Origin of the sequence: Desulfobacterium sp. N47 (assembly GCF_051233685.1) — a bacterium.
GTDB lineage: Bacteria > Desulfobacterota > Desulfobacteria > Desulfobacterales > RPRI01 > RPRI01.
Genome location: NZ_JBAMMY010000138.1, coordinates 14906 through 30226 on the forward strand (window position 1 = coordinate 14906; position 15321 = coordinate 30226).

Genomic DNA, 15321 nt, shown 5'->3' on the forward strand with positions numbered 1-15321 from the left:
AAAAGGGGGAATAATCCCCCTTTTTTTTTGTTTTTTAGTCTATAATTGCATTATAGCCAGCCCGGAGCGGTGGTTGTACCCATGAAAGTTGTATAAACAAATGTGCCGCCAGCTGGATTTACGGCACGCGGGCACCTTCCACTTCCATCGGTGACGGTTACAGTATAAGAATCACCAGTAATACCATCAGCATTATCATCGTTAGGAGTAACAGTACCTACATTTACAGCAGCCCCAGCTCCATTTAATGTTACCTTGCATGTAGCATCATTTTGCAGACTGCCAATATCTGTAAGGGTAGTGTTGTTGGGTTCCGCAAAATAACATGAAATTGCCGCCAGAATGTTCTGGGCGTCGCCTTCGGCGTAACTGCAGTAAGCTTTATCCCTGTATGAAATAAAGTTCGGTATGGCAATTGCTGCCAGAATACCGATAATTGCGATAACAATCATAAGTTCAATAAGTGTAAAACCTTTTTCCCCTCTTAATTTTTGAATCATTTTGTTTCCTCCTTGTTATTATTTTTTTTTAATCAAACTGCCGACGTTAAAATTTCAAAGCGTATAATCCTCTAAAAATTGTTTAATATGCATACCTCCTTTAATTATGTCTATTAAATTATCGACCAGGATAAGTTTTTCTTAAGAAATATGTTTTGGAAATACTTAAAGCAAGGGATATGCCATAATAGATATTTGATAATTAAATTATAATATATTAAATTTATTAAGCAAATATTATAACGTAAGAAGATGGGATATATTTACTATTGAATGATTAGAATTCCTGACAATTTTTGTCAAAAGTAAAACAAAAATTGTCAGCGGAGATACAATTTCAGATAAAAAATTACGGTAAAATTAAAATACCAATTTAATGAGCTGATTTTAAAAGTAATATATTTTAAGGAACTCTATTGAGATATTTCGACTGAACGAGCTGCAATAATTTTCATTGCATCGAATTTTATAGTAATTTCTTTATAAACTGATAGCCGGCAGATTGAAAGTAATTGATCTGCGCCATTATTTTTCTGATAATCCAAAAAGCATCTGAAATGGTCAATACCTGCAGAAAACTCTATTATACGAGTCATAAAGCCCATTAAATTGACAGGTAGTGGCGCTGCAAAATCTGCGATAATAATTTTTCCAGCTATACGCTTTGCTTCCAGCAGAACTTTTACGCGTAAATCAGGCGGCATTTCATGAATAGCCATTGAAAATGTTGCATAGTCAAACTGCTTGTCCTTAAAATCGGATAAATTTGACGCATCACCATGCACAAACCGGACATTTTGTATTTTGTTTGCCAGCTGCCGCCGTTTGGCATGTCCGAACATTTTAGAAGAAAGCTCAACCCCGGTAACTAAGCTGCATTTTTTAGCAAGATCAAATACCAAAGATCCTGTTCCGCAACCTATATCCATTACGTTACTGCCGGCATCTATCTGGCTGACAATAGTATTGCGTATTTCTTTAAGCGCCCGGTCAAAGATTATTTCATATATCTTTCCATCATAATAATGTGATTTATCAGTAGTCATATTTTAATTTACCTCAAGTATTGATGAATATAATTGATGAATATATAAGTACTCGAATCGTCATGACGGGTTTGATAAACCAGGGAGTATACCACTTTCAAATCCATTTTTTCTTTTTAAAATAAACCAGCATAATAAGTGCCAACGCTATAGTAAATACCCACCAAGCCGGATAAGAAAATCGCCATTTTAATTCAGGCATAAATTCAAAATTCATCCCGTAAATACCTGCAATGAAAGTAAGAGGAATAAATATGGCAGCAAATATAGTCAGAACCTTCATTATTTCGTTCATTTTATTGCTCATAGTTGAAAGATACAGATCGAGCATACCCGATGTCATATCCCGAAATGTTTCTACTGTTTCTACTACCTGAATCGTATGATCATAGACATCACGCATATAAACATATATTCCTTCATTAATCAGATCATGTTCGCAACGTTGAATCGTATTAACAACCTCTCTCATAGGCCAGATAGATTTTCTTAAATAAATGAGTTCCTGTTTCAAGCGGTATATCTTTGATAAAAGTTCCTGGCTTGCATTCAGCATGAGTTCTTCTTCCAGAAGCTCAATTTGTCCGCCTATATTTTCAAGAACTGAGAAATAATGATCAACAACGGAATCAATAATACAATACAGGAGATAATCGCTTCCAAGTCTGCGCACCTTGCCTTTGCCGTTTCGAATTCTTTCACGCAATCCGTCCAGAACATCAGTATCATTTTCCTGAAATGAAATCACATAATCTTTTCCAAGCAACAAGCTTACCTGTTCCAAAAACACTTCTCCGGTATTTTCTTTAAAATAACTCATTTTTATAACAATAAAGATGTGGTTATCATATTCTTCCACCTTGGGGCGTTGAGTAGTGTTTGCTATATCCGAAAGAACAAGGGGATGTATCTGAAATATTTCTCCGACCTCATTTATGTTTTGGATATCATGGACTCCGGTATAATTTAACCATGTTACGGTAGGACTTTCTTTAAACGGCAAACATTCGGTAAGGCTCACCAGATCTTTTTCCGTAAAATCGGTTTCGTTATAATCAATCATATGCAGTTTAACCGGCTGTTCCTGCTTTTTCCCGATATATGTTACAGTTCCCGGAGCTGAAGCCGGTTTGCTTGTTTTTGGGAGCAGTTTGGATATTCCGGATGTTTTTAGATTTAATTTGGTCATGTTTTTTAGCCTGAATGTTATTAATTTAGATATTAAATGGAATTATGATAACTATTGAGCCACTTTCAAAACGTTTCAGTTTGGTCAAGGTCAAGGCGGGCGAAAATTTTAACCACAGGAATACATTTAGTATTTCGAGGATTAAAATTTGAGTCCAACGCAGAGATCGGCCTAAATGGGACGTTTTGAAACTGGCTCTATTAATAAGGATTATATATTGTGATATAGCAATAAAACATTATTAAAGCAAAAATATTCCGGAAATGAGATATCTGAAATACTTGTTTATATCCTGTTATAAACTCCGGCCAAAATATTGCCAGATCATTGTGTCATATAAATGACGTTTATGCACAAGAATATGACGTACCCCTTGTCTGTGACAGCCAGCTGTATAATGATTTAAATTGACAAACTGCCCCTGTTTGTTTATGCTGCCTAATCAATAATAAATTTCTTACTAATTATATCGACCATTTCCAGGGTTTTCGCAAGGGCATACAACTCCCGATATCTGAGACAATACAGTATAGGCTTATATCGGATGACAACTTTCGGCACATAATTTGCTTTAAAAAGTATGCCGGGAAAAACCTGTAATTTTAAGCTCGATCATCAACTGGTGGATATGAAATACATTAAAAAAACACTTGCGGTGGAATCTCAGATCCATGAGAAAAAATGCACCCCGCAACCGCCGTCAAACAAAAATAAACAATATAACGGCATAAAGCTTACCCGCCGTGGATTGTTGAAGCTTATACCCATTGCGGCATTTTCATGTTTTTTCCCACACATGGCTTTTGGTAATATTCCTGACGAAGTATCTGAAAAAAAGACCCTTTCATTCTACAATATCCATACTCAGGAGACCCTTTCCGCAGACTATTGGGTTAATGGGGAATATATGCCTGATGCGTTGTCCAGGATCAATTATATCTTAAGAGACCACCGCACAGATAAGATACAGCCGATAGACCCCCAGTTATTGGACATATTGCATGTGCTTCGCACACAAATAACGGAAAACCAGCCTTTCCATATTATATCCGGCTATCGCTCCCAGGAAACAAATGCCCTGCTTCGCAAACAAGGCCGGGGAGTTGCCAGACACAGCTACCATATTTTGGGTAAAGCAATTGACATCCGTCTTCCTGGCTGTTGCCTCCCCGAACTGCGTGATGCGGCCAGAAAGCTTGAAATGGGCGGGGTGGGATATTATCCACGCAGTGAATTCATTCACGTTGATACAGGTCCGGTCCGTCACTGGTAAACCATATTAACGAAGTGTTCCAGGTCAGCCCTTCCTTTATCGCTTATAAATATCCTGAGGAGGCTTTTCTTCCAGTGCTTTTGCCAGCTTCTTATCCCGCTGATAGATATCATTACGAAACTGTACGATGCCTTGCTCATCAACCCAGGCTGTGAAATAAAGTATTTTGACCGCGATTGGATTGGAAATCCCAACTATTTGTGTTTCGTGGCTATCTATGACATCCAGAAGCTTTTGCTTTGTCCAGTTGGGGTTACCATGCAGGAGATAGGTTGCCAATTCAAGAGGTTTTTCGATTCGAATGCACCCTGAACTAAAATTTCGTTTTTCTCTGCTGAATAAATTCCTGGCTGGCGTATCATGAAGATATATATCGAATTTGTTAGGAAATATAAATTTGATACGACCAAGTGCATTTAAAGGCCCAGGCTCCTGAACAAGTTTATAGGAAAAGTTATCTGCATTCACCATCTTCCAGTTTACTGATCCAGGATCAATTTCCCGTGCATTTTCCTTCCAGCTTTCATAAATCCTGATTTTTTTTCTCTTTATAACCTCTATGTCTTCCTTGATAAGAGGCAACAAATCCTCTTCTGCAAGTTTAGGGGGAATAGTCCAGAAAGGATTTATCACAAGGTATGTCATTTTACCTTCAAATACGGGTGTCTGACGATAATCTTTTCCTACAACAACCCGCATTTTAAGGATGCTTGCATTTTCATCGACTACACTTAGCTTAAAATCGGCTATATTTACAAAAAGATAACGAGGCCCAAAATCTCTTTGAAGCCATCGCAGGCGTTCCATATTTACCATAATCTGTTTAAAACGGGCTAAAGCTGAAACATTCAATTCATATAGAGTTGCGTGTCCAACAATTCCATCCTCGGTCAAACCGTGCCTGCTTTGAAATCTTAAAACCGCTTTTTCCAAAATATCCCCAAAAACTCCTGGATCTTTCTTATCGGTTTTACTCAGGTCTCCTGAGATCTGAAGACGTGAATGTAAAATGGCGATACGGGCGCCCCTGTCTCCCTTTTTCATTTTTGGCCCCGCAGGTATTTGGGGCCATCCGCCATTTTCTGAAAATTTTTTGTAACTTTGCGAAGCGATTTTAAGGCGCTGATAATCAGGACTCTGCTGATTCACCTTCTCTAAAGCATAGGAAATATTTCCTTTAGCGAGAGCATCCAGAAGAATAGGAACCAAATCCAGATGTTTTGTTTTAATTGTCCAGTCTGTCCGGATATTTTCAGGATTCACCCGACCGGCCGTTAAATGGGAAGCGTAAAGGAAAAAGGCGTCTGAGAGAAGCAATTCAAGTTCCACCATCTTTTCGATTGGGGCATTATCTTTTCTGAGATAGGGGGCATTAATATCCTTGAGAAGCATTTCAATCCCGCCAATGTGATAGTCTTGGGGATTAATACCTTCATCTGCTGCTTCCCGAATGGCTCTGACAAGTTCATAGGCTTGCGAGCTTACGCCTTTGTCGTTTATCCAGGCAGGCGTAAAGTCTCTGAGCCCATAAAAACGGGGTAAAACCATAGATCCGCAGAGCTGATCACCCATGCAAACTACCGGGCGCTGCTCTTTTGAAAATGCAAGTCTTTCACGCAAAGCCTCTGTGACTTGCTCATCAAGACTCTTATGGAAAAAGTCTGTTGCATAAGATAAGCTTACTGAAAGAAAAAATATTAATACCGTTGTCCTGATTTTCTTTAGAAGAATTATTGCATATATATCCATTATCGTATCTTATTTTATATTCTTAAAAGTCTTGTTTTATAGCATCGGGGACGCTCATCAATCTATAGTAAATCATATTTCAAAATTCAATCTCAATTCTTCCTCAATATAGTCTTCATATACATTAATTTCTTTTTGCAATGAAAATAAGAATGTAATATTGTTATTCATAGCAAAATATTTTTTCATGAATACAATATTTGAGAGATTTTATATACTGCCTTTGCAAAAAAGATTCCCGAAAAGGATATAAGTGCAATCAATCCGGAGTCGGTATCTTTTTTAAATATATACCATGGATCTATTTAAAAAATAGTAAAAAGAATTGGAGGAAGTGAATGAGCCTGGATTCTCTTGTTGATACAATAAAAAAACATCCCGATTATGATAAAGTTGGCATGATACTATGCCATAATGGCGTGGTAAGAGGAACTTCCCGGGATGGCCGCAAGGTATCCGGAATCAGAGTTGCGGTAGATCATGCAAAATTAAAAAAAATAATAGATGAAAGCAAAAATAAACCCGGAATTGTGGAGGTTCTTGTAAAAATATTTGAAGATAAAGATCTTGGAATCGGGGATGATGTGATGTATCTTGCTGTTGCCGGAGATATACGTGAAAATGTTATTACGACGCTTCAGGATACACTTAATGAAATAAAGACTACTGTAACTGCAAAAACTGAATATTTCATATGACAACAGATAACAACCAAACAAAAACCGACGGTACCGAAAAGATACTTTCCGAAGTAAAACGCCAAAGGGAACTTCGTGAAAAGACCTACAGAGAACGTGCGCTGAAACTGTTTCCGCATGTTTGTGCCAAGTGCAGCCGGGAATTTACGGGCAAAAAACTTCGCGAACTCACCGTGCATCACAGGGATCATGACCACGACAATAATCCGCCCGACGGGAGCAACTGGGAACTTCTATGTATCTACTGCCATGACAATGAACATTCGCGAAATCTGGATGCGCAATGGTATGGCCCGGAAGGACCCGGCGCAGACCAGGGCCCGTCTTTAACTCACAATCCTTTTGCCAGCCTTGGGGCGCTACTTAAAAATAAAAAATAGAACCCCAATAAGGTCAATTAATCTATGGCCCGCTCATCAATCACCAAATATGCCTGGCTGTCAATTTTAGCAGCAATTTCCACTATCGCATTAAAAAGCAGTGCATACTTTATTACCGGATCGGTAGGTTTGCTTTCTGATGCGGCAGAATCACTGGTTAACCTGCTTGGCGCTGGCATAGCGCTTGCCATGCTCACTATTACAGCACGCCCGCCTGATGAGGAGCATCTTTTCGGTCATGACAAGGCTGAATATTTTGCCTGCGGTGCAGAAGGCGCATTAATTGTGCTTGCATCAGTCAGCATAGTAATAATGGCGATTAAACGCTTTTTCAATCCTGTTCCTATTCAGGAATTAGGAATCGGGTTGATTATATCTGCTGCCGCTTCACTGATAAATTTTGTTGCTTCACGCATTCTTCTTCGCGCAGGAAAGAAAAACTATTCCGTTACCTTAGAAGCTGATGCACATCATCTTATGACCGATGTCTGGACTTCCATAGGCGTATTTTGCGGTATAAGTGCAGTGGCTTTGACAGGTTGGCAGCCTCTGGACCAGATAGTAGCTTTTTGCATAGCCTGCTATATTGCCTGGATAGGTTCCAAGCTTATCATGCGTTCGGTATTAGGCCTTATGGATTCGGCGTTGCCGCATGATAAGTGCAATGGCGTAATAACGGTTCTGGAAAAATATAAGAGCCGGGGAATAGATTATCATGCCCTTCGCACAAGACAGGCCGGATCACGCTGCTTTGTCTCGGTGCATATTCTTGTTCCGGGAACATGGACGGTTCAGCATGGCCATGAACTGCTTGAAGAACTGGAAGCGGACATCCGTAGTGAGGTTATGTATGTTACTGTGTTTACACACCTTGAACCATTGGAAGATCCGGTTTCAGGACATGATATTGAATTGGACCGTTGCAGGTAACAATTTTTTATCCAATTTAAAAAAACGGTTTGTAATAATTTTCTAATGCGGATATGAAAGTCCGATAATTTAAAAATAAAGGGGATCAATAATGATTACAAATGAGCAGGGTGTTAATATTGATATAAAAATAGATCGGGATAATCTTTATATAGAAGAATCTTTTACTGATTTAACAGCCGGTTATATCAGAAAACTTACGCCGGTAACGCCTGATGGTTTGCCGGATAATTCTAGAAAAGCAATTTTTATCGCACAAACTCAGGTTATGACTCAGGGAGGGCCTTTGCCGATTCAGGGTCCTATAGAAGCGGATAATTTTAAACAGGCTTTGGAAAAATTTCCTGCTGCTGTGAATGAAGCAGTTGAAAAGCTAATAGAAAGATCAAATGAAATGCGGCGTCAGGAAGCTTCAAAAATTGTTTTGCCGGGTTCTGAAGTAAGTAGTCTTTTCACAAAATAATGCCGCTTTGAAAAACAGATTTATACCGTGTACATTGCAATAAACCTGGAATAATAAATTATACCATAAAAAAACTACGATGAGCACGGAGACCAATCCTGGGGAAAGAGCCTGTTCATAGCTTTACGTCGGCTCAAGCAGGCCTTTTCCATGCCGGACAATCTCGCCTTCAGTAAGATATATAACTTCTTCGGCAATATTGGTAGCATGATCGGCGATACGCTCAATGTGACGTGAGATAAGAAACATATTAATAAAAGCCCCGGTTTTATCAGGCATTTTACTGATCGATATTTTAAGCTGTTCATATGCCTGCTTTACAAATTCATCAACTTCATCATCTCCAAGGCAAACTTTAAACGCCAGATCCGTATCCATTTGAATCAGAGCGTCCAGACTTAATCTTAACATGGTTTCAGCTTTTTCGGCCATATTGGCATAATCGAAAATAAACTCGGAAAATTTATCTTTAGAAATTGTTTTTACCCTGTAAGCTATATTTACCGCTTCATCTGCAATTCTTTCCAAATCATTGTTGATCTTTATTACACAGGCAAGAAAGCGAAGATCCACGGCCACAGGCTGATACAGAGCCAATACTTTGAGGCATTCTTCTTCGATATCCACTTCCATCTCATCTATTTCATAGTCCATTTTTACGATATGCTCGGCAATATCAGCGTCCCTGCCGTCAATACTTTTGATGGCAAGGCGGACCCGGTCTTCAACCATAGCACCAAGAGTAAGAATACTTTTTTTTATTTTTTCCAGTTCCCGTTGCAGATGTTTTGGCATACTCACCTCTGATCAGCCGAAGCGGCCGGTTATATAATCTTCTGTTTGTTTCAAACCCGGACGGGTAAACAATGTATCAGTTTCACCTATTTCGATAAGCTTCCCCATGTAGAAAAAAGCGGTCATGTCAGATACTCTTGCCGCCTGCTGCATATTGTGTGTCACTATTATAATTGTATAGTATTGCTTAAGCTCACCGATCAAATCTTCAATTTTCTGAGTTGCTATCGGATCTAAAGCTGATGCAGGTTCATCCATCAATAAAACTTCAGGTTCAACAGCCATAGCTCTTGCTATGCAAAGCCGCTGCTGCTGACCGCCTGAAAGCATAAGCGCTGACTGATGTATCCGCTCCTTGACTTCATCCCATAAAGCGGCTTTTTTCAGGCTTTCTTCAACACGGCGTTCAATAAATGCTTTATCTTTTACTCCATTGACTTTTAGCCCGTAAGCAACATTTTCGAATATGCTTTTAGGGAAGGGATTTGGTTTTTGAAAAACCATACCTACCCTGCGCCGCAACATAACCACATCCAACGATGGATCATTGATATTAATATTATCAAGCATAATTTCGCCTTCCACCCTGCTTATCGGAATAAGGTCATTCATGCGGTTCACGCAGCGCAAAAAAGTACTTTTACCACAGCCTGAAGGCCCGATAAGCGCTGTAACCCTGGAAGGTTTAATATTTATTGAAATATCATAAAGAGCCTGAGCATTGCCATAATAAAAATTAAGATGACTTGCCCGTATCTTATAATCTTCGGTCATTATCTATCACTTTATTTCATCCTTTTTCGAAGCACGGATCTCCAGACTATTGCTACAAGATTCATTCCCAGCACCATTGCTATCAACAAAAGCGAAGTACCATATTGAAGCGGCCGGGTTGCTTCAATATTCGTGCCGGCTGTTGCCAGAACATAGATATGATAAGGCATTGCCATTATTTTATCAAACACTGAGACCGGCAGACCGGGCGTAAAAAAAACTGCTGCCGTAAACATGACCGGTGCTGTTTCTCCGGCAGCTCTGCTCAATCCGAGAATTGCTCCGGTAAGAGTTCCCGGCAAGGCAGCTGGAAGCACCACGCGGTAAATAGTCTGCCATCGTGTTGCTCCCAATGCAAGAGAAGCTTCCCGGTATGTATCGGGCACCGACTTCAGTGCTTCCTCAGTAGATCCTATAATAACAGGAAGCGTAAGCGATGCAAGAGTCAATACCCCCGCAAGAATACTTACACCCATTTTCAGATATATTACAAAAAAAGCAAAACCAAACAAACCAAAAACAACCGACGGAACTCCGGCAAGATTGCTGATACTAAGACGTATCAGCCTCAGAATGCGACCCGGGCTGGCATATTCATTAAGATAGATAGCGGAAGCAACGCCAATAGGCAAGGCAACAATAATGGAGCCGATACCAAGACAAAGTGTTCCGATAATACAGGGCAGTATTCCGCCTTTTGTCATAGAATCTATCGGAGGCTGTGTTAAAAATTCCCAGCTGATTGCCTTATAGCCTTTTAAGGCTATGAAAGAAACAACCAGAAACAGCCCTGCACAGTTAATCAATGCCGCTAATCTGAAAAGCATAAATAAACACTTTTGGATAAGTCTGCGTCTTCCGTAGACCCGATCAAAAGAACGCTCAATTATTTTTTTTTCATCCGTCAAAGCGATGCTTCTCCTATTTGACGATATTTGTTAGAAATACGGTCTGCTATAATGTTAAAAAGCAACGTAAATAAAAACAGAACTATACCGGTAGCAAAAAGTGCATAATAATGATCCCCTCGAAACGGCGCTTCCGCCATTTCTGCCGCTATGCTGGCAGTCATGGGCCGAACCGGATCAAACAGGGATGACGGAACCATAGCCGCACCGCCTGCTACCATTAAAACCACCATAGTTTCACCAATTGCCCTGGACATGCCGAGTATAACCGCTGTGCTTATACCGGAAATGGAAGCCGGTAAAATAACACGTATCAGAGTTTCCAGATGTGTTGCACCCAAAGCCAGCGAGCCTTCCTTCAATGCAACAGGTACGCTATAGATGGCATCCTCGGAAAGACTGCATATTGTGGGTACGGACATAAAGGAAAGCATAAGCGCCGCATTAAACAGATTTAATCCTGTCGGAATACCAAAGGTGTCCTGAAGAAACGGGGCAACCACAACCATTCCGAAAAAGCCGATCACAACAGATGGAAGGGCAGCCAGAAGCTCAACTATGGGTTTTAAGATTTCGGCAACCCTTTTGTGAGCAAGCTCTGCAAGATATACCGCTGTCATTACTCCCATCGGAATTGCAAGCACTGCTGAAACAAGAGTAACTGAAATAGATGCCACAATCAGTGGGAAAATACCAAAATCCGGGGGACTTGAAGTGGGATACCAGTACGTTCCGAAGATAAATTGATATACGCTCACTTTCTTAAAAATCGGCATACCTTCCATAAACAAAAAAAACATGATCATAAAAAGGATGGAAATTGAAGCAAGCGCAATAACAAAAAAAATAAAGCGTACCGAATTATCCGTTTGCTGACGGGTAGTTGTCATTAAAAAAACCTTTAAAAGCTAAAATGCAATAGTAAATAGCGAATTTCGGTGAGTGTTGTTTTCTGTCCGATATTCGCTATTTACAAAAAAATTATGTTTGAATTCCTAAACTGCCAACAAACATCTTTATCCAAAATAACTTAATTCTAAGTTAAAGGTATAAAACCGCTTTCCTCAACAAGATTCTGCCCCTTCTTTTTATTAAGCACATAATCCATAAAAGCTTTGATATCACCTGCAGGCTGAATACGTGTGTACATATAAAGCGGCCTGCTTATCGGAAATGTTTTATTTAAAGTGGTTTCTTTTGAACCTTTGATACTGTTTACCGTAAGCGCTTTCACGCTGCTGTCAGCATACCCGACGCCGATATAGCCGATTGCATTGATGTTTTTTGAAACTGTCTGCACAATGGCTCCGTTGGAAGCTGTGAGCAGCGCTCCCGGATAAACTCTTTCTTTTTTCATAACTTTTTCTTCCCAGACTTCATAAGTACCGGAAGAAGTGTCCCTGGAAATAACCACTATAGGTTTATCTAAACCGCCAAATTCTTTCCAGTTTTTAACCTCTCCCTTATAAATGGCCTTTAATTGATCCACAGTGATATTTTTAATGGGATTATCAGGATGTACAACCGGCACAATACAGTCATAAGCAACTATAAATTCAACGGGATTTGCGCCTTTTCCCTTTGCCATTTCAACTTCTTTGTCTTTCATAGCGCGTGAAGCATCAGCGATATCGGTAGATCCGTCAATCAGTGCTTTAATGCCGTTTCCCGATCCACCGCCGGATACGGATATTTTAACATCCGGATGTTCTTTCATAAAAGCTTCGGCAACTTTTTGTGCAATAGGAAGTACCGTAGTTGATCCGTTTATGGAAATATTTCCCGCAAAAGCGATGCCTGATGTAAAAATAGCTGCAAGCAAAACAGCTCCCATAACCAATTTACTTCTTTTCATTTTACCCTCCATTTTTTTAAATTATTATTCATATTCTTAATTATAAACAGATAATTTGAGATAGTTCCAAAACGTTTCAGTTTGGTCAAGCCCAACGCAGAGATCGGCCAAAATGGGGCGTTTTGCAATTGCCTCATTTGTTTTTCTGTTATTCTGAAACTATAAATCGCATTTGTTAGAAAATTGTTAGGGTATTATGAATATTTCATTTAATATTTATTGTGCTTTGTTTGGGATTTGTATGCAAAAACTGCTGCCTTTTCCCGGCTTGCTTTCAACACTGATATCCCCACCATTGGCATTTACAATATGCTTTACTATTGCAAGTCCAAGTCCGGTTCCACCAAGCTTCCGGCTTCTTGATGCATCAACACGGTAAAATCGCTCAAACAACCGTGGAATATGTTCGGAACTGATCCCTATGCCATGATCACGGAAAACGATGGTAATCCCGGTTTCACTTTTTAACGCCTCTATTTCAACACTTGTTTCCGGCTCGCTGTATTTGATTGCATTATCAATAAGATTTACAAATGCCTGCTCAATCAGCGCCGCATTTATTTTTGCCGAAAGCCCCTCGTCGCAAATACAGACAATTTTTATCTTTTTCTCATCAGCTTTTAAACGGCATATCTGAATGGCGGAAAGCAGTATCGGGCGTATCATACAATCCATTAAAGCAATTTCCTGACCCGCTGAGTTTTGTTCTATGAAAGATAGTTTCATCAGGTCATCAATAATTGAAATAAGCCTGTTGGTGTGATTTTCAATGATCCCCACAAACCGGAACGCTTCTTCCGGTTTGTTCAATGCCCCTGCTTTAAGCGTTTCCGTAAAGCCCTTAATGGCTGTAAGGGGTGTCTTGATTTCATGCGAAACATTTGCTGCAAAATCGCGGCGCATATTTTCAAGGTGTCTCAAACGGGTAACGTCATTTAAAATAAAAAGAAACCCTATGCGGTCCCCACCTGCATTTTTAAGCGGAGTACTTCGGATGTTTAACAAAGTTTCACCGTCGAAATGAAAAGACAGATCTGTTTCGTGAGGGCTTTCATCCAGAAAAGCCTTTCTGACAAATTGATGAAGCTCCGGATTTCTGACAACTTCCTGAACGCTTCTGTTTATCAATTCAGATGCCGGCCGGTGAAACATCCGGGCAACGGATGAATTTACGTTGATAATTTTTTCTTCCATATTAACTGCAACAAGACCTTCGGTCATGCTTGAAAGGATTGCCTCAATTTCTTTTTGCTGACTGATTATAGTCTGCATTCTATCGTTTAGGTTTGAAGCCATATCGTTCATGGTTCTTGCCAGTAATTCGGTTTCAGATGAGTCAAATACGGACAAACGGTAATTTAAATCACCTTCTGCAAAATGTTCAGCCCCTTCGTGAATCCTTTCCAGCGGCTGGCTGATACGCCGTGAAAACAAAAAAGCGGCAAAAGCGGCAAATAAGGAAACCAGTATCATGCCAAAAAACAAACGCTTCTTGATTGTATCCAGTTGCCGGTCAATCTCACTTATGCTTACAGAAGCCCGTATTACTCCCGCGAATTTCCCTTTTTCAGTTATCGGTATGGCCAGATACATCATTGTCTGCCGGAGGGTATCACTATACCGTGTGAAAACACCTGTTTCTCCTGTCATTGCCTTAACAAATTCAGGTCTGTCAGAGTGGTTTTCCATCTTGTCCGGATATTTTTCAGAATCACCCAAAACCTTCCCGGAAGCCGATATGACTGTAATACGTTTTTCTGAAGATTTCCCAGCCTGTTTACACAGCATATCAATGTTTTTATTTACTTCTGTGCTTTGATCTTCATCCGGAATAAGGCTCGCAGTGTTTTCTTTCAAAAGATTGGCTGTGGATTCAAGGCTGTCGGCAACCTGCTCTAAAAAAAAACGGCGCATCGAAAAGTCCGTATATTTGCTTTCAATAAAAAGAGGTACAAGCACTATCAACAGAAAAGGCAGATATAATTTTATAAAAAGAGGATAACGCTTTTTCATAGCTTCTCCTTGAACCGATAGCCAACGCTACGAACTGTTTCTATATAACGACCGCAAGAGCCAAGCTTTTTTCGAAGCCCGACAATCTGAACATCCACGCTGCGATCCGTTACCGGATAATCTTCGCCATGAACCGTATCAACTATTTGGGAACGGCTAAACACCCATCCCGGGCGTTTGCTCAGCATTATAAGAATCTGGAACTCTGAAAAGGAAAGCTCCACCGGTTCACCGCATACTTCTACTCTGCGCCTTCCCGTATGAATCACTATATCGCCCCGCTTGATGATTTTATCATCGGAAGCATCATCAGAACTGTCATTTATTCTGCGAAGAATCGCGCTTATTCTAGCACTGAGAATTTTGGGGCTGAAAGGTTTGGTAACATAATCATCAGCAAGCGTGAGGCCTGAAATAATATCAGTCTCTTCGCTTTTAGCCGTCAGCATAATTATGGGAATATTTATAGTATTGTGTACGGATCTAAGCCTTTTTGCTACATCTATGCCGCCGATTCCGGGAAGCATCAGATCCAGAACTATCAGATCAAACGGCTCTGACATTGCAAGTTTTACGGCTTCTTCTCCCGAATAGGCACATTTTACCGTATAGCCGTCTGATGCCAGATTATATCTTATCAGCTCGGTAATATCTTCCTCATCATCAACCACCAGTATTCTGATATTGCTCATAACAGCCTTCTGTAAAAGTAATGATCTATAAATAAGTTAATATTCAATTGCTTATC

16 protein-coding genes are annotated in these 15321 nt (G+C 40.0%); 5 read left to right on the plus strand and 11 right to left on the minus strand.

Going from position 1 to position 15321, the window contains the following annotated elements; genetic code table 11:
• Window positions 1–50: 50 nt before the first annotated feature.
• The 3 genes from VXK47_RS09100 to corA all read right to left on the minus strand — a co-directional run bounded on the left by VXK47_RS09100 (window position 51) and on the right by corA (window position 2735).
• Window positions 51–500, minus strand: coding sequence for a prepilin-type N-terminal cleavage/methylation domain-containing protein (locus VXK47_RS09100; RefSeq protein ID WP_435548463.1), 450 nt, complete (start codon window positions 498–500; stop codon window positions 51–53).
• A 413-nt stretch (window positions 501–913) separates the two neighbouring features.
• The gene (locus VXK47_RS09105; RefSeq protein ID WP_435548464.1) at window positions 914–1546 is read right to left on the minus strand and encodes a class I SAM-dependent methyltransferase; all 633 of its coding nucleotides are present in this window, start codon (window positions 1544–1546) and stop codon (window positions 914–916) included.
• A 97-nt stretch (window positions 1547–1643) separates the two neighbouring features.
• The gene (gene corA / locus VXK47_RS09110; RefSeq protein ID WP_435548465.1) at window positions 1644–2735 is read right to left on the minus strand and encodes a magnesium/cobalt transporter CorA; all 1092 of its coding nucleotides are present in this window, start codon (window positions 2733–2735) and stop codon (window positions 1644–1646) included.
• A gap of 628 nt (window positions 2736–3363) precedes the next feature.
• Between corA and VXK47_RS09115 the strand changes: the two genes are divergently transcribed.
• The gene (locus VXK47_RS09115; protein WP_435548466.1) at window positions 3364–4008 is read left to right on the plus strand and encodes a YcbK family protein; all 645 of its coding nucleotides are present in this window, start codon (window positions 3364–3366) and stop codon (window positions 4006–4008) included.
• Window positions 4009–4044: 36 nt separating this feature from the next.
• Here VXK47_RS09115 and VXK47_RS09120 read toward each other — a convergent pair whose 3' ends face one another.
• Complete coding sequence (locus VXK47_RS09120; RefSeq protein ID WP_435548467.1) at window positions 4045–5757, minus strand: L,D-transpeptidase family protein; 1713 nt, start codon at window positions 5755–5757, stop codon at window positions 4045–4047.
• 338 nt (window positions 5758–6095) lie between these two features.
• Between VXK47_RS09120 and VXK47_RS09125 the strand changes: the two genes are divergently transcribed.
• The 4 genes from VXK47_RS09125 (at window position 6096) to VXK47_RS09140 (ending at window position 8228) form a co-directional block, all read left to right on the plus strand.
• Complete coding sequence (locus VXK47_RS09125) at window positions 6096–6455, plus strand: molybdenum cofactor biosynthesis protein MoaE (RefSeq protein WP_435548468.1); 360 nt, start codon at window positions 6096–6098, stop codon at window positions 6453–6455.
• Entirely contained in the window at window positions 6452–6835 is a 384-nt protein-coding gene (locus VXK47_RS09130) for a YajD family HNH nuclease (protein ID WP_435548469.1), read from the plus strand. Before VXK47_RS09125 ends, VXK47_RS09130 begins: the two co-directional genes overlap by 4 nt.
• A gap of 24 nt (window positions 6836–6859) precedes the next feature.
• Entirely contained in the window at window positions 6860–7765 is a 906-nt protein-coding gene (locus VXK47_RS09135; RefSeq protein WP_435548470.1) for a cation diffusion facilitator family transporter, read from the plus strand.
• Between the two features lie 91 nt (window positions 7766–7856).
• Window positions 7857–8228 carry a cytoplasmic protein gene (locus tag VXK47_RS09140; protein ID WP_435548471.1) on the plus strand — a complete coding sequence of 124 codons (372 nt, stop codon included), beginning with the start codon at window positions 7857–7859 and terminating at the stop codon, window positions 8226–8228.
• A 123-nt stretch (window positions 8229–8351) separates the two neighbouring features.
• Here VXK47_RS09140 and phoU read toward each other — a convergent pair whose 3' ends face one another.
• From phoU to VXK47_RS09175, 7 genes are all read right to left on the minus strand, one after another.
• On the minus strand, window positions 8352–9023 hold the full coding sequence (gene phoU, locus VXK47_RS09145) for a phosphate signaling complex PhoU family protein (RefSeq protein ID WP_435548472.1): 672 nt from the start codon (window positions 9021–9023) through the stop codon (window positions 8352–8354).
• Window positions 9024–9035: 12 nt separating this feature from the next.
• Window positions 9036–9797, minus strand: a complete 762-nt coding sequence (gene pstB / locus VXK47_RS09150) for a phosphate ABC transporter ATP-binding protein (protein WP_435548473.1) — start codon at window positions 9795–9797, stop codon at window positions 9036–9038.
• A gap of 11 nt (window positions 9798–9808) precedes the next feature.
• Window positions 9809–10705, minus strand: a complete 897-nt coding sequence (gene pstA, locus VXK47_RS09155; protein WP_435548474.1) for a phosphate ABC transporter permease PstA — start codon at window positions 10703–10705, stop codon at window positions 9809–9811.
• A complete protein-coding gene (gene pstC, locus VXK47_RS09160) occupies window positions 10702–11595 on the minus strand; it encodes a PstC family ABC transporter permease (protein WP_435548475.1) in 894 nt (297 codons plus the stop codon). Before pstC ends, pstA begins: the two co-directional genes overlap by 4 nt.
• A 146-nt stretch (window positions 11596–11741) precedes the next feature.
• Window positions 11742–12560, minus strand: a complete 819-nt coding sequence (locus tag VXK47_RS09165) for a phosphate ABC transporter substrate-binding protein (RefSeq protein ID WP_435548476.1) — start codon at window positions 12558–12560, stop codon at window positions 11742–11744.
• Between the two features lie 216 nt (window positions 12561–12776).
• Complete coding sequence (locus VXK47_RS09170) at window positions 12777–14573, minus strand: ATP-binding protein (RefSeq protein WP_435548477.1); 1797 nt, start codon at window positions 14571–14573, stop codon at window positions 12777–12779.
• Window positions 14570–15265: a response regulator gene (locus tag VXK47_RS09175; protein ID WP_435548478.1), complete on the minus strand. Its 696-nt coding sequence runs from the start codon at window positions 15263–15265 to the stop codon at window positions 14570–14572. Before VXK47_RS09175 ends, VXK47_RS09170 begins: the two co-directional genes overlap by 4 nt.
• Between the last annotated feature and the right edge of the window lie 56 nt (window positions 15266–15321).

What these genes read in the sequence shown, in the direction of transcription:
- VXK47_RS09100 (WP_435548463.1), bottom strand. Translation starts at nt 500, where the DNA reads ATGATTCAAAAATTAAGAGGGGAAAAAGGTTTTACACTTATTGAACTT.
- VXK47_RS09105 (WP_435548464.1), bottom strand. Translation starts at nt 1,546, where the DNA reads ATGACTACTGATAAATCACATTATTATGATGGAAAGATATATGAAATA.
- corA (WP_435548465.1), bottom strand. Translation starts at nt 2,735, where the DNA reads ATGACCAAATTAAATCTAAAAACATCCGGAATATCCAAACTGCTCCCA.
- VXK47_RS09115 (WP_435548466.1), top strand. Translation starts at nt 3,364, where the DNA reads ATGAAATACATTAAAAAAACACTTGCGGTGGAATCTCAGATCCATGAG.
- VXK47_RS09120 (WP_435548467.1), bottom strand. Translation starts at nt 5,757, where the DNA reads ATGGATATATATGCAATAATTCTTCTAAAGAAAATCAGGACAACGGTA.
- VXK47_RS09125 (WP_435548468.1), top strand. Translation starts at nt 6,096, where the DNA reads ATGAGCCTGGATTCTCTTGTTGATACAATAAAAAAACATCCCGATTAT.
- VXK47_RS09130 (WP_435548469.1), top strand. Translation starts at nt 6,452, where the DNA reads ATGACAACAGATAACAACCAAACAAAAACCGACGGTACCGAAAAGATA.
- VXK47_RS09135 (WP_435548470.1), top strand. Translation starts at nt 6,860, where the DNA reads ATGGCCCGCTCATCAATCACCAAATATGCCTGGCTGTCAATTTTAGCA.
- VXK47_RS09140 (WP_435548471.1), top strand. Translation starts at nt 7,857, where the DNA reads ATGATTACAAATGAGCAGGGTGTTAATATTGATATAAAAATAGATCGG.
- phoU (WP_435548472.1), bottom strand. Translation starts at nt 9,023, where the DNA reads ATGCCAAAACATCTGCAACGGGAACTGGAAAAAATAAAAAAAAGTATT.
- pstB (WP_435548473.1), bottom strand. Translation starts at nt 9,797, where the DNA reads ATGACCGAAGATTATAAGATACGGGCAAGTCATCTTAATTTTTATTAT.
- pstC (WP_435548475.1), bottom strand. Translation starts at nt 11,595, where the DNA reads ATGACAACTACCCGTCAGCAAACGGATAATTCGGTACGCTTTATTTTT.
- VXK47_RS09165 (WP_435548476.1), bottom strand. Translation starts at nt 12,560, where the DNA reads ATGAAAAGAAGTAAATTGGTTATGGGAGCTGTTTTGCTTGCAGCTATT.
- VXK47_RS09170 (WP_435548477.1), bottom strand. Translation starts at nt 14,573, where the DNA reads ATGAAAAAGCGTTATCCTCTTTTTATAAAATTATATCTGCCTTTTCTG.
- VXK47_RS09175 (WP_435548478.1), bottom strand. Translation starts at nt 15,265, where the DNA reads ATGAGCAATATCAGAATACTGGTGGTTGATGATGAGGAAGATATTACC.